Here is an 18705-nt window from a genome sequence, read left to right as displayed (position 1 = left end):
TGGGTATTGTGCTGCGGAACAGCTCGGATTTTCATGACCAATCGTACCGGTCGTCCATAGCGGAGTGTTACGAAAAAGTAATCACAGACCTGAAAGAATGTAGCCTTATGCTTCCTGAGAAAACCAGTCATGTCATGCGTCCCAATAAGTATGCGGCTTATGCTACATTGGCTCGTGCTTACCTATCTATGCAAGTCTACGATTCGGCCCATTATTATGTTAATTTAGCCTTAAAACACAATGCTGACCTGCTCGATTTTAATAATTTATCGGAAGTGAAAATGACAGCGTCCTACCCATTTACGATTTTTAATAAGGAGACTTTATTCTATGCTGAATTATTAGTAAGTATCAATTTGACAAGTTCGCGCGCATTGACCGATACGCTCCTGTATCGTTCTTATGACAGTAATGATTTACGTAGGTTAGCATACTTTAAAGTAGCGGCCGATGGAACGACTACTTTCAAAGGTAGTTACGCAGGATCTTCCAAGATGTTTTCGGGAATAGCAACGGACGAGCTGTATCTTATGCGTGCAGAATGCAATGTGAGAATGGGGGATGTAGAGACAGGAATGGCAGACTTAAACCATCTACTCGGGTATCGGTATAAAGCGGGCACATTTATTCCTTATGTGATAAAAAACAAAACAGAAGCACTTGCTTTAATCCTAAAAGAGCGAAGAAAGGAATTGCTGTATAGGGGGCTAAGATGGATGGACCTAAAGCGGTTGAATGCAGAAGGACGAGAGATTTTAATAACAAGGAAACTAATTGGGCAATTGATTACTTTACAGCCAAATTCCAATGCTTATGCGCTTCCTCTTCCTGAAGATATTATTAGATTGACGGGAATGCAACAAAATCCGAAATAAAGAAAATGTAGATACAAATAGGGAAGGGGCAGTCCGATCGGACTACCCCTTCCTTTCATTTATCCCCTATTGATTGGGGTAAATGTAGTTGAGCTGCTGCCACCGGTTCTAGATGGGATATAGTTTCCTCCAGAAGTTGCGGTAGCGCCAAGTTGAATCCTTGCTGGATTCAGCTGATCTGAAGCATTCAGATCAGATTCATCGACAACCTGAGAGCAAGCCATAACGTTTGCACTGTTACAGTCCTCATCATTGGGCGTGGTATTCCAACGCGAGGCGTCTTTAACCTGATCCTCATCTTGAGGATCACCATGGAAGTAAATAGTCACAGGATCTAATTTTTTTCCTGTATAAGCCTCAGCACCTTTAAATGCTGAGAATCCGATAATCATGGCTCCGCCTAATATCATGTAGCCATAATTGTTTAAAAATTTGGTTAGCATGTAGCTACCCTCCTTTCTGTATTGCAAACCAGAAATTGATTAGTAAAGCTGCCAGTTTGCAAACTTTTGGTAAATAATTGTCGGTACGGTCCTGTGTACCGATCGTATGTAGATACCAGCAGACCTTTTACATTGCTGCTGGCAGTATTGGGCTGTTGATAGTCGTAAATGCTATCTGGTGCGTACCAAATATCCTTTGACTTCGTATAGTGGATATTCCAGTAATTGATGGCTCCCATTGCCATAAAGCCTATCAGGAATAATGCGATATTTGTTCGGCCTGTTAGTGCACGCTCGCCGTAGTTGATCGTCTTACGGTGCAATCGCCATCCGGTTATCGATAGGCCAAGAATAATGAGATTAAAGATCAAATGTGCTGTCCAGGAAATATTGCTCAAAAAGCTGGTACACATACAGGGTTTCTTTTCATATACATTCAATACCCCCAGACCGATATAAATACTAAAAACGAAAATCAGTATGGCCGAAACTTTCCATCCCAGGGCGCTCAACCTCGCTGATGGTATCGCCAGGAATACGCCAACACCGATTTCTATAAGCGGAAGTAGCCAGTAGATTACCGGAGCCAGATAACTGATCAGAGGCTGCTGCTCAAGGGCGATCTTGAATGCACCGAGCTGCCAGAGTTTATCCATCCCCACATAGACCCAAAAAAGTATCATTGCTGCCCGGATCACCTTGTATATCATGTTGCTGTTTTTATTCCTTTCCATAACTTTTATTATTTAGATCATGGTATTTATTATTTCCTATCGCTGTTTTATTATTTTTCGTCGTTTCAAAAACAGGGCGCCGTACCTGCCCATACAATTGGATACAGCAGCCTGCCTGAGCGTCAGCTTCACTTTCTCGTACGCTGTAAAACAAAGGTAGTATGGAAAATAGGCCGGCGTAGGTGTAGCGAAATGGTTAATTTGGAAAGTGCACCTGCCTCTATTGGATTTAAATAAAGACTGGGATGTAATGAAGATGTATTATGCGGTAAAAAGATCAGCGGGGAATTCTTGGTAAAACGGTCGGTTTTCGCATAACTAGGACTATTTTTGATGGGTAGAATGAACACATTTAGGAGGTGTAGCGGTGGCATACCCCCTTTTTTTTAAATTTTTATGTTTTATTTATTTAAGTCAGGAAACTGCCTATTCAGTTCGTCAAGCATCGTATTCAATACCTTGCGGATACGGAGCGCTGTATGAAACTCGGCGCTTTTGTCCATCCGGATCAGACTATGCGCAGAAAGTAAGGTGCCTTCCCTCGTTTTGACGAGCCTGGAAAATACCTCGGCAACTTCTTTTTTCTCTGACGACCACATAATGTTCGCTTTTACAGATATATGCATCCAAAGTTTGAGCTCTTTGCCATTAAAATTGCTTTGAATAAATTGTTGGGGATAATCCTGCATTGTTGCTGATGGAGAGATTTTTTCATCCTCCATGTACCCGCGCATCAACTTGAGCAAGCTCCTACGGTTGCTATCATATGCAAAGTCTGGGATACAGGAGAAGTGTTTGGGGAAGCGTAACAAGGCATCCATAAAGGATGGGTCTGAATTGTAAAGTTCTTTCCAGCGATTGAAGAAGCCCATGTGGTTAAAATTGAAATTGACCATCAGAATCAAAAAGCGGTAATGCCAGTTTTTACTCTGGCGCTTGTCTTCAGCCAATTGGCAAAGTGATTCGATCATTTTGGTTAGGTAGTCCTGATGTCGGTATTGAATATAGGGAATCTTGCCATTTTCAAATAGGCTGTCCATACCCGAAAGGATCTCGGTGAGATAGGCTTTAGGTATGCTTTTCTGAGCCAACTTATCCAGGATATAGGGCATATGTTCGTATACATATTCATGCAGCCTCAGGTGATAAGCTCCGGCAGCGGCGTATAGGGATCAATATCTTTTTTAAAGAGCTGTTCGATTCGCTCAAGTAATTCTTCTAGGGCAAATAGCGCTGCAGAACTCACAATTTTACGCACGTTACAGAAGCTATACAACAAAGAGTGTAGCCGCAACAATTGAGTATGGTAAATTTGGATAGCCTGACGGGCATTATTTACCTGAATAATCTTCCGATGGGCTTGTAGTGCCAATGCAAAATTAGTATTGCAGGCCTCGGCGATCTCACCCAAATGGTTTGGAATATCTTTGTTATCAAGATAAACCAAAGCTTCTATGAGCGTTGTCAGCTTCTGTAAACTTACGATCATCTGTACCTCCTTTTGATATCTTTATGGTACCACGGCCAGCCAAATCTCCCGGGATGCATCTGAAGTATGAGTGAATCTCCTTCATTGGTCTGTTCATGTAGTTGGGGATTGACATTAATCGAAACTTTTTCTTCCTCACCTTCATAATTGAACGAAAACCATAGTTCGTATAGGTCACAGCAAGCAGGGCATTTCTGGATAACAATGGCGGGTATGCGTACAGCTTTTGCATTTGGGATATGCTGGCAATTAGCCATGATCAGCAGCATACGGATATACCAGGTACATGCAATGATCATGATGGGAAATTGGATCCCATAAAGTTTGAAAAGGTCTGTCTTTCTCCAGAAAAACAGATGTGCCATCGCGCAGATGATAAAGGCTGTCGGTATGCCCTTTTGGACAGCTGTCCAAAAGGGTTGTGAGCTGATCAGTAGCTGGTAGGGAAGACGGTCAAATAGTGCTATGCTGCTGACCTGAATACAGGCGAAAAAGACAACGAAAAGCTGCATGACGCGTTCTTGGCCACGCATTTCCAGAAATGGAATAAGAATGATCATTGCCCCGATGCTATAGACGCGCTCGCTATGTGTCCGGGCCCAGAAAAGCCCATATAAGGTTATCAGTACAGCAATTGCAATAAATACATAATTGCGGCTAAATAGCAGTCTAAATTTCTTTATCGTCCTCATGATTTATGGTTTAATAATCAGTGAAGTTTTACGCTATAAATTTACCCACTATAGCATGAAATTTCAGTGAATATCCCAACCATTTCAATGAAGGTCAATTTTTTACAATGAGGGCTAATTTCTTGACAGCGAAATAGGATTTTCTGGCAACAAAGAATTAAATTTTTCATCCGGCAGGGGAATTATTTGAACCGTAAAACGATGCAAAAGCATTGATTTAAGTTAGTTGGACATCGTTTAATAAATAATTGGCTAAATTTATATAACAAAAATAAATATGTAAATTTTAATAGCGTTTTTAAAATGACGTTTGTACATGAAAAGTTATAGCAAGAATAGATATCAGGATAATAGAACATTGACGGTGCAGTATCCCGATGGGGTCTGGCAGTTGATTGCATCTTTCATTTTTGGAGGGTTCTGTTGGTATCTGGGCTATCGGGGCGCCTTGGCGGAATGGCTTTTAGACTGGCCGGTAACCTATAGCTATCTATTTTTTGTATTGATGGTAGCGATTATTTTCTTCTATATACGATTGGCTATCGTGATATTGGACAAAAAGCAGAACTGGCTGGTTAACCCGGAAAAACGCGCCGGTATGCAATTATTTTTTTGCTGCATACTTCCGACACTTTTATTGTTCTGGATCATTGGCCCCGATCCACAGGCGAAGGATGAATGGCTGCTGTTTCCTTTAATGGTCATATTTAGCGGTATTTTGGTCCTGAACATGTCCTATACAGTTTATTTCTACGTGGCTGTTTACCACAGGCAAAAAATATTGATTTTAGAACAGAAAGAAACTATCCTGCAGCAGGAATCAAGAACGATAGATCTCCAGGAGCAGATTGAGCTGCTTTCTCCGGGCATCGAAGAGCTGAAAGAGATCCTGGAAACAGCAGGGGAAGATAGAGATGTGGATTCCATGGATGAAATAGATTTAACCATGTGCAGATCCATGGATCTGGAGCAAGAGGTATTCCAGCTCAATAATAAAATCTTGTCCCAAAAGATATCCTGTAAGGATATCGGGATTTTTACTTATAAAAATGGTATAGTCAGCCTTTATTTAAGAACTGCGATGGACGAAAATCTGACTTGTGGTGAGCAGCGCAGCTTAAAGGAAGTTGTCAATAGCACGAAGGGATTTGTACAGAAGATTGACCGGGATAAAGCCATACCCTTGGATATGATCCAAGCTTGCCAGCAACTGAAACGGGGCCGATTGCGTATCGTGCTCAAAATACCTTTTGAGGGACGGTACTATTTTGAGGTGTCCGACAAGATTGCAAAGCATATCAGGGAATGGGTCATGTTGCAGGTGCCAATAGAAAAAGAGCAATAAAATATATTAGGTAAACTTTAATAGATAGATTATGGAAAAAGTAAGGGACAATACCTGGAAATGCCGAGCTACTGGTAAAGTTGGATTTCCTTCTTTAATTGAGGCGCAATGGGCAATGCTTCACTTTAAGTTCAGATCCCGGATGAGAAACAAACTGGATGGTAAACGTATCAAACACAGGATGGGTAAAGATGCCTGCAAAAGGGCTTATTATTGTAAGTTCTGTAAAGGTTACCATATTACCACTTGGGAAAAAGGTCACTTTAATAATTACAAGACCAAAGCCGAATCCTGGGAGATACCGAAAGTATTAGGAAATTGGAATTATTCAATAGAATAATCCCGTGGTCTATTTTCTATTCTAATTTTTTTCCTCTATAATATTCATTCCAGCTATCCTTCGCATAACCTTTGCCCAGATATTTAAATGTAAAAGCAGTTGCATCTTTTATCTCCTGACCAAAATAATAGACTTTCCAGCTATCTTTGCTGTATCCATCGCCGAGAAGAACAAAGCTTTGGTCGGATACATCTTTTAGTCGATTGCCTCTATAATAGACATTCCAACTGTCTTTGGCATATCCTTCATCCAGTATTTTAAAGCTGGGCGCAGAGACATCTTTAATCTTAACGCCACGATAATAGGCATTCAAACTATCTTTGGCATATCCCCAACCAAGTGATTGGAAAGAATGTGGCGATACATCTTTAATCTTAACGCCACGATAATAGGCATTCCAGTTGTCTATTGCATAAGCATTGCCAAGGTCTTTGAAAGATCGTGCATCGACACCTTCGACCATCTTATCCCTGTAGAAGATCCGGTTGCCTATGTTGACATAATCGTTTTCTCTGTCATGTCGAAACGTCGTCTGAGACGTAGATCTTTTATTGTGACGACCTTGTTGAGCAATACTTTTCTCCAATATACATAGCAATGCAAAGGAAATAACAAGCATATTTTTTAAGTGGATAAAGGCCATAATGTATCTGTTTTATAATATGATATTTATATTGAATCACTCCTTTATGACCAAGATAATTCACCGAAGATTTAATCATTTTATCATTTTATTTCTCGTTATCCTTATCCGTTTCAAATGCAACTATTTTGGAATCCAAATATTTTTTTGTATATTGCTGGTTATGAGTTTTAAAGAAAAATTAGAGAACTGGCGCACGTCAATCAATCGCGCCGGTAGTGGTGAGGAATTGTATATTTTGCTTTTGAACTATAAAAGGTTTATCAACAAAAATTGGGTGGACGATTTTGGCGATCCGGGCAACTGGAAATCGGAATTAAATCAGGTCATCAGCAAAGTAAGAAACAAGGTGGATGTAGCAGATATCAGAGCCTGCCAAGATTTATCGTCCTATCAGGACGATGCCCGGCAGACCGCACATTCACTCAATCATACCTTAAAATATCATCACTCATTGACAAAAGGGTAGGCTAGGCCTACCTTTTTTTGCCGATAACGATTACTGTAAAGGAATCAGGACATTCTGTTCCAAGCGTACAGGGACATGCTTCACCGAGGTAAAACCGTCTTCCTTGGAAATGATGTTGGAAAGATCCAGTCCTCTTTTGGAGAACGTACTGATCAAAGCTGTTCTAAAGGTTGCTTTGGCTGAACCCCAGCCTTGTCCTAAAATCGTGTCATTGTTGAGCTGGATCAGTTCATCTGTTGAGTAATAACTGAATTTTTCCAGTAAGTGTTGGTAAAGATTTGTTGTAGTAGCCATACAATTTAAAAATTTAAAGGATTAAACCATAAACTGTATCCAGATCTTGTTGGGAAAATAATCGTTCTGTGACGTTTATTTTGGTCGAAACCCGTATTAATTTACCACCGCGGTGCCTCCACTCGGTTGGTATTGCATCATGCAATTCTGAATACTCTACAAATATAGTAGATTATTTTTTATAATAAAAATATTTTTGTTTTTAAGGGTAAATGAGCGCTAACAACAGGAATAAGGCGGTCAAAAGCGAGGCGCGTTGTTGGCTGTGATTTGGTTATGAAGCGGATAGCTGGGCGAAAAATTTATCATGTTACTGTAATCTCATCGAAAATACTTTTAAAAACAGAGATAAGACAATACTTTTGCGCCATGAATAGAATTGCGGAAATTAACGAATACATTGCTACCGAACGCGAGGTATTATTGCAACACCCTTTGTATCGTAAGATCAAAACGATCAAGAATCTACGTTCTTTTACAGAAGGGCATGTGTACGCTGTATGGGATTTTATGTCTTTACTAAAAGCTTTACAGATTAAATTGACCTGTACGACTTTACCTTGGTTTGCGAGTGAGCATCCATCAACACGCTATCTAATCAACGAAATTGTATTGGCTGAGGAATCGGATGAATACATTGATGGCCGCCGTTTGAGCCACTTTGAGATGTATCTGGACGCCATGGATGCCATGGGTGCCGACCTTCATCTGGTCAACAAATTTATTGCTCAAGCCAAAAAATCGAACAACATATTCGATGTCATTGCAACGACCACATTGGATAAGCGGATCAAAGACTTTTTGAATTTTACATTCGAAGTGATTGCTGAGGGCGAGGTGCATAAAATTGCTGCTGCATTTACATTTGGACGCGAAGACCTTATTCCGGGAATGTTTACCTCTATTTTGGAAGAAATTAAAACAAACTTTCCTACAGCCAATCTGGACAGCTTTATTTATTATTTTCAACGCCATATTGATCTTGACGGCGACGAGCATGGACCGTTGGCGATGCAGATGATCACAGATCTTGCGAAGGACGATGAGGTTAAATGGACGGAAATGAAAGAGATCAGTAAAATTGCGCTACAAAAAAGAATACAGTTGTGGAATGCAATAGAAGATTCCTTATACGGATAATCTATTATTATACCATCGAGTAAGGCCTTTCAAATCATGATTTGAAAGGCCTTTTTTATGTGCTGTAAAAAAGGATATTGTAAGGGCTTATTGGCAGATAGTGGTCTTTTTGTTTGAATTGATGAAAAAATGTCTTTTTTTCGTAACATATTGGCGTTTGTGAAGAAATCCAAGTTCCAATAAGTGTCTAAGTTTGCTACGCAAAAAAATAATAGAGCACACGTGAACTTTTTTCCTCCCTATTGGGCAAAAGGCATACTAACCATGGGATTGTTAGTATGCGTTATTTCGGACACCTTCGCCCTCGATTCTTTGCGCATGTCCCTGAAAGACATGATCGACAAAGCGCTACAGAACAGTAAATACATCGAGCAGTCTTATTTGCAGCTCAAAGAAACTGAGGTGGCAGTACAGCAGCAACGCATGGAGTTGCTCCCTAAGATTTCCGCCAGAGCTTCTGCTAGTTATGCAAGTAATATGCCTGTATATGACCAGGGGCTTTTAAATAAACCTTCCCAGCATGATATCATTCACTACTTGTACGATAGCGGCCTGGATTTTTATCTGAACCTCTACAATGGGCATCGGGACCTAATGAAAATAGAGTCCAAAAAACTGGAAAATGAGCTGGCTAGAATCGATTGGAAGAATGCCGCAGCACAGACGAAATTGGAGGTTTGCAATCTTTTTTTGGATTTGGAACTGTCGTATAGTAACCGATCTTTAATCGAGCAGGATATTGCTGATCAACGGGTACAGCTCAAGGAGATTGAGCATCTGTATAAGGCGGGCGTGGTATTACACAGTGACGTCTTGCGTATTTCGTTGGAACTTTCGAAGCGGGAACTGTTGCTCGTGCAGATCGGTCATGATATTCAGGCTGCAAATCAGAAGCTGCAGCTAATTGGCGGTATTACAGCAGAGATTATCCCCTTGACCGAACCTTTTAAAGTGGAAAGCCCCAGCTATGAAGCGCTTGTTGCCGAAGCGCGAAGCCATGCTTTTTCCCTTCTAAAATCCGAACAGGAAGTTGTTTTGAAGAAACTGTCGGTCAAACAGGCGCGATCAAATTATCTTCCTGAGTTGGGTTTGACCAGTACATTTACCTTTGCCAATCCACAGGTCTTCTTGTATCCCTATAATCCCAGCTGGTATAATCTGAGTATCACAGGGCTCAAATTAAACATACCGATCTCGGCTATCTATCTCAATAAAAACGTGGTGCGCGGAGCACAGATCGCATTGGATCGACAAGAGGTAAAACACCATCATGAAGAGGAGATTCTGGAAAATCAGCTGTTACAGGCCCTGTTGGATTATCAATTGGCTATTAAGCAGCAGGACGTCTGTCAAAACAATAAGGCTTTGGCGCAGGAAAATGCACGAATTATAAAAAACAGGTATTTTAAATCATCGGCTTTGATTACAGATCTCTTAGATGCTGATATGCAATACCTAAAAACACTTTTTGATCTTGAAACCGCACATATTGCGATACAGAAACACTATTATTTTATCGAATTTTTGAAGGGTACTATCTAATGAAACCTAAATCACGAAGAACAGTTGTGGAGGCACAACTCACTCGAATCACCAACTGGTTGGCTGGAATTGTCTTGTTGGCTTTGTTGTTATGGGGCGCTCAAGCATTATGGATGCGACTGCGGTATACCTACACAAATGATGCACAGGTAACGCAGTATATCAATCCCATTGTTTCCCGGGTAGGCGGATATGTGGTTTCTGTGCATTATCACGATCATCAATTGGTTAAACGGGGTGATACCTTGTTGCTTATAGATAATAAGGAATATAAATATGAGGCTGATCAGGTAGCGGCATCCGTCAATAAGGAAGCTGCAGAGATCAATGTTCTTCATAGTCAAAAGGAAATTCTCCAGGCGGAACATGAATCTTTACGCACATCAATTGCTGCCGGGGAGGCTCGGGTAACCAAGCAACAGTTGGAATATGATCGATATAATTATTTGTTTCAGGAAAAGTCTGCAACGGCTCAGCAACTGGAGGATGTAAAAGCAACGTTGGATGTGTATAAGAGTGAGCTGGCTTCGTTAAAGCATAAATTACAGGCTTCACAAGAACGTGTGCATGATGTGGATATGAAAAAAGGTGTGGTGGATGCCGAACGTGTTCGTTTGACGGCTGCTGTCGGCCGCAAGCGGCTTGATGTTGGCTATACCGTTATTCGTGCACCTTACGATGGTCAGATTGGCAAACGCACGATTGAAAAAGGTCAAATGATAAGTGCTGGCGAAGTTTTGGGCTTTATCGTCAATAGAGAAACCCCAACCTGGGTGACGGCTAATTTTAAGGAGACACAGTTGCGCTATTTACATCTTGGCAATAGGGTTGAGGTGGTGGCGGATGCCTATCCGGATCAGAAATTTTATGGCAAAATTATTTCCATCTCCCCAGCTACAGGTTCTGCATTCTCCCTTTTACCGCCAGATAATGCAACGGGCAACTTTGTGAAGATTGTACAACGCGTACCTGTTCGCATTGAGCTGGATAAGCAAAGGGGAGCCCAACAGCTTCTTTCGGGAATGAATGTAAATGTCTCGGTATCAAAAAATCAGAACTAGTGAAAGGAATTTTTAAAGAATGGGTGCCGGAGTGGTTGATCAAGCTTATCCTGTTTAGTAGTCTAATGCCTAGCATGGTCTTATTTTTCCTGCCGGGGGCCAATACAAATGTCACTGCTGGATTTTATGGGGCGCAACCCAGTGACATCCAGTTTCTGATTATTTTGTTTTATGCTGGTTTTGTCGGATTCTACGTGTTGGAACGACGCTTTTTTTTATACTTTCCCATTAAGCAGTACTATATTATCTTTCATCTGCTACAGCTATTGAATTGCTTTTTGATGTACAGCATCACCGATATCAGCTGGGTATACGGGCTGCGTTTTTTTCAAGGTATGTTGTTTGCTTCTGCCGTAAACTTATCGATCTCCATGATATTTTCCAGGTTGAAAAGTGATCGGGCCAAGGAAGTAAGTTATGCTGTTTTTTTCGGCCTATTATTATGTAGCTCGCCTTTTAATACGTTTGTTACGGCTGAATTTATCGATTCATTCAATTTTGATCAGCTCTATCTATACGCTGCATTATCATTTGTACCGGGTTTATTGCTCATTATGCTAACGATGCGCTCCATACGGCATATACGTCCTTACCCCCTGTTTTCATTAGACTGGGCAAGCTGCATTTTCTATAGTCTTGTGATCGTCAGTTTTGGCTATTTAATGGTGTATGGACAAGAAGTTTATTGGTTTAACGATCAGCATATGCTGATCATATTCGGGGTAGGTTTAACGTTGCTTATTCTTTTTATTGTTCGGCAAATGGTGCTCAGGCGTGTGTATGTTCATTTGGCGATTTTTAAAAACAGGAACTTTCTCTTGGGCTTATTGATTTTGTACATGATGTATATCGAGCGCTTCTCCTTGACCATCTCAAATCAATATCTCGTACAGGTTATTCAACTCGATCCTATTCATTTGTCCTATATCCAGTGGTTTAATATTGCTGGTATTGTCGCTGGTGTTCTAGGCTCATTGTATTGGATGCTTGGGCAACGCCCCGTAAAATGGATCTGGATTTCGGGATATTGTTGCTTGCTGCTGTTTCACCAATGGATGTTTTTCTCCTTTGAGGGGCAGGGTAATGATGCGCATTTTTGGATACCCTTAGTTTTACACGGACTCGGAGTAGGGCTTATTATGGTACCCACCATCTTATTTTGCATTACCAGTGTCAGCCCTCAATTGGGGGCTTCTGCGGCTGCGGTCTGTCTTGCTATCCGATACCTAGGCTACACGAGCAGTATCGGTTTACAGAATTTTTTCAAGTTGTTTGACTATGCCCAGCACCAGCAGGTTTTTAGGGACCAAACGGAAGTGGGCAATCCCTTATTTCGGGAGTACCTGCAGCAGGAATCTGTCAGCATTTTGCAGCATGGACTGCAGTATAAGGAACATACAGCCGCCTTAAAGCTCGTTGCTGAGCGGGTCAAGATCCAATCCTTTGTGCGATATGCCATGGATTATTATGAGATCATGTCCATGATCAGTATCAGCATACTTTTGCTGATACTGATTTCGCCTTCCTTGAAAAGCATGTATAAAAAGTTGAGAAAAAACAGAATTTCTCCTGCTTAGCTGACAGTGCTACATTTTTCCTTTACCACAATATGCTGGTTAAGGAGACTTAAAAAAAAATAGCATGCTATCAGGATAGGGAACGATGGGGGATATCAATGCTAAAAACACTTCCAACGCCTTTTGCCGAGCGGACGGTGATCTCGCCTTGATGGAGAAGCACGATTTTTCGGGTAAGCGATAAACCAATACCATTTCCCTCGCTATAATCTTTGTTGCTTCCACGATAAAATGGCGTGAATATATTGGGCAGATCGACCGGGTCAATGCCTATTCCGTCATCTTTAAATTCCAGCTGAACCCTATTTTCATCCGCCTTGATAGCGATTAGGCATTTTTGATTGGGTGAAAATTTACAGGCATTTTCAATGAGGTTGACAAAGGCGACCTGCAATAGATACTCATTTGCATTGATGGATAGAAGTTTTTCATCTTCAATCGCCGGATCGACAAAAATGTCGAGTTTATAATTTGGACTTGACTGGAGAACCTGTTGGCATGCATCAATTAGTATTTCGTCTATACGTAAGGTTTTAAACGCGATTTCAGAACTGTCGTAACTTGCTTTGGCAAAATCAAGTAAGCTATTAAATAACTTCTTCAGTTTCTGTGCATCATTGAGCGTATTGTCGATGACAGTTTTATACTCCACTATGCTACGGTCCTTATTGGCAGAAATCTCGAGTTCTGCAATCATTGCGGCCAAGGGTGTTCTTAGCTCATGCGAGATATTGGAGACAAAATGCTTTTGGGCATCAAAGGAGTTCTCGAGGCTGTCGAGCATCGCATTGAATGTGCTGGCCAATTCGGAAAGCTTGTCTTTATTTCCGCTACTCGTAAGCCTGGCATCCAAACTTGTTGCAGAAATGGTTTTTACACGTTGTGTCATTTCCAGGATAGGTTGAAAGACCTTTTTGGAAAAGAATATTCCTGCTGCATAGATCAGAAATATAGACAAAATGAAAACCAAAAAAATGGTAGATAATAGACTATTCAGTTTATTGTAGCCGTATTGATCATAGGCTGCGGCTGTGATGATGTAAGTTTTGTCTTTGTACGGAAAGGTTATGCCGATGACCTGCCATTTTTCCTGATAAAATCGTATCTCTTTATTTTTGAGAATATCCTGCAACATGGCTGGTGTCTCTTTGACAAAGTCGATATCTACGGCATCATGATACAAGAGATCAAAACGGGTGTCGTAAATTGCAACCTCGACTTCGTTGAGGATTTTTCGGTTGTTGTGGTAGATATCTTCTAAGGTCTTTTTGTCAACTTTTGCATTCAAAAAAAGGTTTGCTTTGGTGTAAGCTTCTTTTTTCAATAGGGCGTAAAATTCTCTTTCCCGATTCTCCACCGCTGAAAAATATACTGTACAGGCAAATACCAGCAATATGGTGGCTGTAATCAGCGTGAACAATATGGAGATTCGTGTCCTGATTGGCATTAGTCTTGTTTTAGAATAAAGCCCATTCCGGATTTGGTATGGATATATCTGGTCGCAAAATCTTTGTCGATTTTTTTACGTAGATAGTTGATGTAAACATCAATGAAGTTGGTTCCGGTGTCGAAATGCGTTTCCCACACTTTTTCAGCAATTTCCATTCTGGAAAGGACACGCTCGGGATTCTGCAATAAATAATGGAGTAACTTGAACTCTTTTGGGGGTCAAATGGATTTCGACCGTATTCCTTTTGACGCTTTTGGTATGGAGGTTCATTTCCAGGTCTCCATAACGCAAAATTGTTCCCGTGAGTGTATCTTGTTTTTGATATCTTTTGAGCAGGACTCTGATGCGGGCTAGGAGTTCGCGCATTTCAAAAGGTTTGACCAGATAGTCATCCGCTCTGGCGTCAAAACCCTCAATTTTATCATCTGTAGTTCCTAATGCTGTTAACATGATAATGGGAACATCGGGTTTGATATGACGAATTTCTTTGCAGAGATCCAATCCATCCATCTTAGGGAGTACGATATCGGTTATGATAAGATCAAAGTCGTGTTGTAAGGCCATTTTCTTTCCAGATATGCCGTCGTAGGCAATAGCTGTTTGAAATTCATTTTCATCAAGTCCGCGTTTGATCAATCCTGCGACACGTACGTCATCTTCGACTAGGAGAATCTTCATATAAAGAAAAACGTTAAAAACTTCGATAAATCGAAGTTTATCTATGATACCAAATCATGGGCTATCCATGCATTGTCCCTACAAATGTATCAAACTACGCTAAATTTACACGGATATGCAAATAAAACTTTCTACACGGTCCTGCGATGACATCACTTACCTAATGTCTGTTATTGATCGTAGAATAGGACTACTTTTGGAATTTTAAAAATGAATGGAAAAAATATGTTGATTATTTTCAAATTGATAATCAACATTCCAGCCTTGATACCGGGCGATTTCGGTAATAATTGCCAATCCTAAACCACTGCCTTGGCTGTTTTTCGAAAGTTTGGAAAACCGTTTGAATAAAAGTATTTTATCTAAGGGCATTGAACCGGGATTATATACCGTTAAAGAAGTTTGATTGAGATGTACAGCAAGTGTATCGTTGGCATTGCTGTAACGTATGGCGTTCAGGAGTAGGTTGTTGATCAGGATTTCGGTCAGACTGCTGTTTCCTGTCAGCAGCACCGACGGTTGGATCTCTTGTTGCAGCTGTAGCTGTTTTAGCTCCAGATGTTCTTGCATGACTTCAATACTTTGTGTAACAAGCGAGTCCATACTGATTTTTTCGGAATGATCGAATTGACTATTGTCAATCTTGGCGAGCAGCAGCAGGTTGCGGTTGATTCGCGTGCTACGTGAAAGCGCTTTATGCATATCTTCAAAGAGCTGGTATTGCTCATCACTTAGATCAGGGTACTGCAATAAGATATCTAACTTATTTTTTAGGATTGCCAAGGGTGTTTGCAATTCATGAGAAGCATTTTCAGTGAATTCCTTTTGTGATCGGTATACGGCCAGGTTTTTTTCAAGAAGCTTGGATAAGGATTGATTAAGCTCATGGAACTCTATGGTGTCCGTTTGCTGAAAGTCAACCTGTTGTTGACTATTGAGATTAAATGCCTTCAATTTATCAACAGTATCTCGAAATGGTTTCCAGAGCCTAAGTGATATTTTTCTGGAGATAATAAGTAAACCAATGACCAAGATAACAAAGAAAAACAGTGTTGTTGCGGCGATGGCGGCGATGGTTTCTACAGATTCTTCAATATTTGTTTGTACGGTAAAACGATAAGGCGCACCATTGATCTGAATGACAGATGATAGGCATCTAAATCGGTCGATTGTCTTTGGCTCGACAAAACGCTGCGGTTTTTCGATGGTATACACGCTATCTTGCAATAAATCGCCCGGTTTTACTTGATGTATATTCGTTTCAGGTTGTATGCTATTCCATAAAGCGATGCTGGCTTGGAGCTTGTCTTCGGACAGTTTTAAACTGTTCAGCTCGTAGGTTGTTTTCTTGACGATAATTTCGTTATGTTCGTCTAATTCACTTTTCCATATCCCGTCGATTACAAAATAATAAACAGGAATGCTGACACCTAGTACGATCAATACATAGAGTAGAAATGGGGTCGTTATTTTGCTCAGTAGGGGTTTCATCTTACTATTTTAATTTTCCCATTTGTAGCCCGTACCGTATACCGTTTTGATATAGGGTTGACTTCCGGCGTCCTGTAGTTTCTTTTTTAAATTTTTGACATGGGCATAGACAAAGTCATGGTTATCGAGCATATCAGCAATGTCGCCAGACAAGTGTTCCGCTAAGGTGCTTTTTGAAATTACTTTATTTTTGTTGCCGATAAAAAACATCAGCAGATCGAACTCTTTTTTGGTCAATACAACAGGAAGATCATTGACAATAACAGTTTTTGCCAGTAGATCAATCTGTATTTCATTTTGCACAACAATATTTGAGCTGTTGAATTGTTTCCGACGGATCAGGGAATAGATTCGTGCTGTGAGTTCAGATAAATGGAAAGGTTTGGTCAGATAATCGTCGGCCCCCAGTTGTAGTCCATGAATTTTGTCGTCCAATGCATTTTTTGCAGAAATGATGATCACACCGTCCTGCTTTCGCTGCGTCTTCAACTCTTCGAGTAGTTTCAGACCATTTCCATCTGGTAGGCCGATGTCCAGTAAGATACAGTCGTACTGGTATAACTGAATTTTGTCCAGAGCATCCTGCAAAGTTGGCGCAAATTCGCATAAATACTGTTGCTCGCTAAGGTATGTTGCGATGCTTTTGGCCAGCTCCAATTCGTCTTCTATGATCAAAATCTTCATGTGGTAAAGATAGAATTTCAATTTAGTAGAAATTTAGAATTTATTTCGCAATGATCTATCAATTTTGTTCATTTTTATTTCTTGTCCTACGACAAGTGTAATCGCTATTGAAACGTGTAATTTTAGTATAAATCAGTTATTTAGTGTTTAAAAAAAATCAAAACGAAATGGATAAACCGAAATCATTAAAATTAGAAATCATCATTCCTGCTTATCGCATGCACAGTCAAATTTTTCTGAATGCGTTGGATGGCGTTTCGGAAGAAGATGCATTAAAACGAATTGATGGACAGACCAACCATATCGTATGGATGGCAGGTAATTTTGTAAATGTGCGTTATGCAATGGCACATGTTCTTGGGCTTCAGGAAAATGATCCTTACCATGAGCTATTTTTTATGGGAAAGACACTCGATGAAAGTTATCACTATCCCAGTGTGCAGGAATTAAAAGAAAATTTTATATCGATATCACCGAAAGTCTATGCTGCTTTGCTGCAAGTGGACGATACGCAGCTGGCTGAACTATTTAAAATGAATATGAATATCCCTTTTATTGAGGAGGATAAGCTAAATTTCATAGGGATGTGTATCGGACGGGAGGATTATCTTGCCGGTCAGATTGCCTTGATGCGAAGGTTGCTGCACTATCCAGGCATGAAATACGATATTGACGAAAAAATCCAGTACTAAAAGAAAAAATCCAGTACTAAAAATAGAGACTCAAGATCGGCCGCTGCTTAAAACGTCCGATCTTGAGTTTTTTAAGTATGGACCTAGCCGCATGATCTGTCTGCGCTGAAAAGTCAATACGTTGGTTATACCTAGAAATAAGGTTTACTCGCTACCTTTTATCGTCAATATAACACCTGAATATTTCTCGTGGTCTTTACCGATATAGAGCAGATCGACTTTTTTTGTCGCAGCATCCTCGAGCTGTTTTTTCAATAGATTTAAATCCATTTTTTCTGTTTTTTCCTTCCATTCATCGGTCGATTGGGGCCTGAACGAAGCAATATTCTTCATGTCAAAAAGTGCCGAATTTGTGTCGAGCTGCTTTGAACGATGTATAAAAATAGTGTCGCCCACGATTTTATCTATTTTTATCCAACCTGCAGGAAGTCCATTTATACTGTTACCGTCCTGATCGGTAAAAAAAGTAGCGCCATAAAGTTGACCTGCCTTTAGTTGCTTCAAATTATCAACCATCTGACCAACTTCTTTTTCCCGTTGTTGATTTCCCAATTTATTCTTTACCCCATAAATGACTGCCCAGATAAGGATTGCCGCAGTGACAATTAGAAATCCCTTCCATAACTGGAAATAGGGGATGCTATCCTGACTTTTGAACGATTTGATCTCCGCTTTTAATTCATCTGAATAATTGCGTGCGTGAATCAATTTACCATGTTCGTCATATAGTCTGGAAAGTTTGACAAATCCGCCACCGAAAGGTAAGCCAATAAACCGCCGGGCTGGGGTAATAATCTGTAAGGTGAAGGTTCTTGGCGCGTTTTCTTTTTTTAATGTTGTTGTAACACTTTTTTCTGCTAATACAAAGTCGTAGATACTGTAAATAAAAAACATAGTCTGTTGTGATTTTAATAAAAAACTCGCGGAAGGATCCTGCGCCAATTGGACTTCATGAGAAATGAAGCTTGAAAGCAAAAATAAAAGAAATAAATAAAAATGTACAAAAAAGAGCCAAGCATTGCCGTAAAATAGCGATTTTTGAAGATCAGCGAGCTGGACTTCACAT

General features: G+C 40.4%; 22 protein-coding genes and 1 riboswitch. Of the genes, 9 read left to right on the top strand and 13 right to left on the bottom strand.

The genetic code is table 11. The features are described 5' to 3' along the window. Positions 1-875, top strand: an 875-nt coding sequence (locus B3E92_RS03185; RefSeq protein WP_286895350.1) for a RagB/SusD family nutrient uptake outer membrane protein, incomplete at its 5' end; no start/stop codon positions are given. Positions 876-934: 59 nt separating this feature from the next. Here B3E92_RS03185 and B3E92_RS03180 read toward each other — a convergent pair. From B3E92_RS03180 to B3E92_RS03160, 5 genes are all read right to left on the bottom strand, one after another. Then, complete coding sequence (locus tag B3E92_RS03180) at positions 935-1318, bottom strand: hypothetical protein (RefSeq protein ID WP_088162604.1); 384 nt, start codon at positions 1316-1318, stop codon at positions 935-937. Continuing rightward, the gene (locus B3E92_RS03175; RefSeq protein ID WP_112375794.1) at positions 1312-2052 is read right to left on the bottom strand and encodes a MauE/DoxX family redox-associated membrane protein; all 741 of its coding nucleotides are present in this window, start codon (positions 2050-2052) and stop codon (positions 1312-1314) included. Before B3E92_RS03175 ends, B3E92_RS03180 begins: the two co-directional genes overlap by 7 nt. A 401-nt stretch (positions 2053-2453) precedes the next feature. Then, a complete protein-coding gene (locus B3E92_RS03170; RefSeq protein ID WP_112375795.1) occupies positions 2454-3164 on the bottom strand; it encodes a hypothetical protein in 711 nt (236 codons plus the stop codon). Positions 3165-3190: 26 nt separating this feature from the next. Next, positions 3191-3541, bottom strand: coding sequence for a hypothetical protein (locus B3E92_RS03165; RefSeq protein ID WP_112375796.1), 351 nt, complete (start codon positions 3539-3541; stop codon positions 3191-3193). Next, positions 3538-4233 carry a hypothetical protein gene (locus B3E92_RS03160; RefSeq protein WP_112375797.1) on the bottom strand — a complete coding sequence of 232 codons (696 nt, stop codon included), beginning with the start codon at positions 4231-4233 and terminating at the stop codon, positions 3538-3540. Before B3E92_RS03160 ends, B3E92_RS03165 begins: the two co-directional genes overlap by 4 nt. 316 nt (positions 4234-4549) lie before the next feature. Here B3E92_RS03160 and B3E92_RS03155 point away from each other — a divergent pair, with 316 nt between their 5' ends. Beyond that, on the top strand, positions 4550-5578 hold the full coding sequence (locus B3E92_RS03155) for a hypothetical protein (protein ID WP_112375798.1): 1029 nt from the start codon (positions 4550-4552) through the stop codon (positions 5576-5578). A gap of 31 nt (positions 5579-5609) precedes the next feature. After that, positions 5610-5918 carry a hypothetical protein gene (locus B3E92_RS03150; protein ID WP_112375799.1) on the top strand — a complete coding sequence of 103 codons (309 nt, stop codon included), beginning with the start codon at positions 5610-5612 and terminating at the stop codon, positions 5916-5918. Between the two features lie 16 nt (positions 5919-5934). Here the strand turns inward: B3E92_RS03150 and B3E92_RS03145 are convergent, their stop codons facing one another. Next, positions 5935-6561 carry a DKNYY domain-containing protein gene (locus tag B3E92_RS03145; RefSeq protein WP_112375800.1) on the bottom strand — a complete coding sequence of 209 codons (627 nt, stop codon included), beginning with the start codon at positions 6559-6561 and terminating at the stop codon, positions 5935-5937. 163 nt (positions 6562-6724) lie between these two features. On the opposite strand from B3E92_RS03145, the gene B3E92_RS03140 reads away from it, so the two are divergent. Beyond that, a complete protein-coding gene (locus tag B3E92_RS03140; protein WP_075993880.1) occupies positions 6725-7030 on the top strand; it encodes a hypothetical protein in 306 nt (101 codons plus the stop codon). A gap of 30 nt (positions 7031-7060) precedes the next feature. Here the strand turns inward: B3E92_RS03140 and B3E92_RS03135 are convergent, their stop codons facing one another. Beyond that, entirely contained in the window at positions 7061-7324 is a 264-nt protein-coding gene (locus B3E92_RS03135) for a 5-oxoprolinase (RefSeq protein ID WP_070567048.1), read from the bottom strand. A gap of 66 nt (positions 7325-7390) precedes the next feature. Then, a riboswitch (SAM-I-IV-variant riboswitch) is annotated at positions 7391-7484 on the bottom strand. A 209-nt stretch (positions 7485-7693) separates the two neighbouring features. Between B3E92_RS03135 and B3E92_RS03130 the strand changes: the two genes are divergently transcribed. From B3E92_RS03130 to B3E92_RS03115, 4 genes are all read left to right on the top strand, one after another. Then, a complete protein-coding gene (locus B3E92_RS03130) occupies positions 7694-8464 on the top strand; it encodes a DUF3050 domain-containing protein (protein ID WP_112375802.1) in 771 nt (256 codons plus the stop codon). A gap of 264 nt (positions 8465-8728) precedes the next feature. Then, positions 8729-10006 carry a TolC family protein gene (locus tag B3E92_RS03125; RefSeq protein ID WP_286895346.1) on the top strand — a complete coding sequence of 426 codons (1278 nt, stop codon included), beginning with the start codon at positions 8729-8731 and terminating at the stop codon, positions 10004-10006. After that, entirely contained in the window at positions 10006-11067 is a 1062-nt protein-coding gene (locus tag B3E92_RS03120; RefSeq protein WP_112375805.1) for an HlyD family secretion protein, read from the top strand. The genes B3E92_RS03125 and B3E92_RS03120 overlap by 1 nt, the downstream gene beginning before the upstream one ends. Continuing rightward, entirely contained in the window at positions 11067-12644 is a 1578-nt protein-coding gene (locus tag B3E92_RS03115) for a beta-carotene 15,15'-monooxygenase (protein ID WP_146753141.1), read from the top strand. The genes B3E92_RS03120 and B3E92_RS03115 overlap by 1 nt, the downstream gene beginning before the upstream one ends. Positions 12645-12714: 70 nt before the next feature. Here B3E92_RS03115 and B3E92_RS03110 read toward each other — a convergent pair whose 3' ends face one another. The 5 genes from B3E92_RS03110 to B3E92_RS03090 form a co-directional block, all read right to left on the bottom strand. Beyond that, positions 12715-14091 carry a HAMP domain-containing sensor histidine kinase gene (locus B3E92_RS03110; protein WP_112375807.1) on the bottom strand — a complete coding sequence of 459 codons (1377 nt, stop codon included), beginning with the start codon at positions 14089-14091 and terminating at the stop codon, positions 12715-12717. Next, positions 14091-14249, bottom strand: coding sequence for a winged helix-turn-helix domain-containing protein (locus tag B3E92_RS03105; RefSeq protein ID WP_239468812.1), 159 nt, complete (start codon positions 14247-14249; stop codon positions 14091-14093). The genes B3E92_RS03110 and B3E92_RS03105 overlap by 1 nt, the downstream gene beginning before the upstream one ends. Continuing rightward, a complete protein-coding gene (locus B3E92_RS03100) occupies positions 14236-14772 on the bottom strand; it encodes a response regulator transcription factor (protein WP_239468813.1) in 537 nt (178 codons plus the stop codon). The genes B3E92_RS03105 and B3E92_RS03100 overlap by 14 nt, the downstream gene beginning before the upstream one ends. 204 nt (positions 14773-14976) lie before the next feature. After that, on the bottom strand, positions 14977-16263 hold the full coding sequence (locus tag B3E92_RS03095; protein ID WP_112375808.1) for a sensor histidine kinase: 1287 nt from the start codon (positions 16261-16263) through the stop codon (positions 14977-14979). Between the two features lie 9 nt (positions 16264-16272). Further along, the gene (locus tag B3E92_RS03090; protein ID WP_145329625.1) at positions 16273-16947 is read right to left on the bottom strand and encodes a response regulator transcription factor; all 675 of its coding nucleotides are present in this window, start codon (positions 16945-16947) and stop codon (positions 16273-16275) included. Between the two features lie 167 nt (positions 16948-17114). Here B3E92_RS03090 and B3E92_RS03085 point away from each other — a divergent pair, with 167 nt between their 5' ends. Further along, positions 17115-17639, top strand: a complete 525-nt coding sequence (locus B3E92_RS03085; protein WP_112376531.1) for a DinB family protein — start codon at positions 17115-17117, stop codon at positions 17637-17639. 144 nt (positions 17640-17783) lie between these two features. On the opposite strand, the gene B3E92_RS03080 is transcribed toward B3E92_RS03085, so the two are convergent. Beyond that, complete coding sequence (locus B3E92_RS03080) at positions 17784-18533, bottom strand: hypothetical protein (RefSeq protein WP_286895342.1); 750 nt, start codon at positions 18531-18533, stop codon at positions 17784-17786. Between the last annotated feature and the right edge of the window lie 172 nt (positions 18534-18705).

This window comes from Sphingobacterium sp. UBA6317, assembly GCF_002440385.1.
In the GTDB taxonomy this organism is placed as follows: Bacteria; Bacteroidota; Bacteroidia; order Sphingobacteriales; family Sphingobacteriaceae; genus Sphingobacterium; species Sphingobacterium multivorum.
This window is presented reverse-complemented; position numbering and strand designations above follow the sequence as displayed.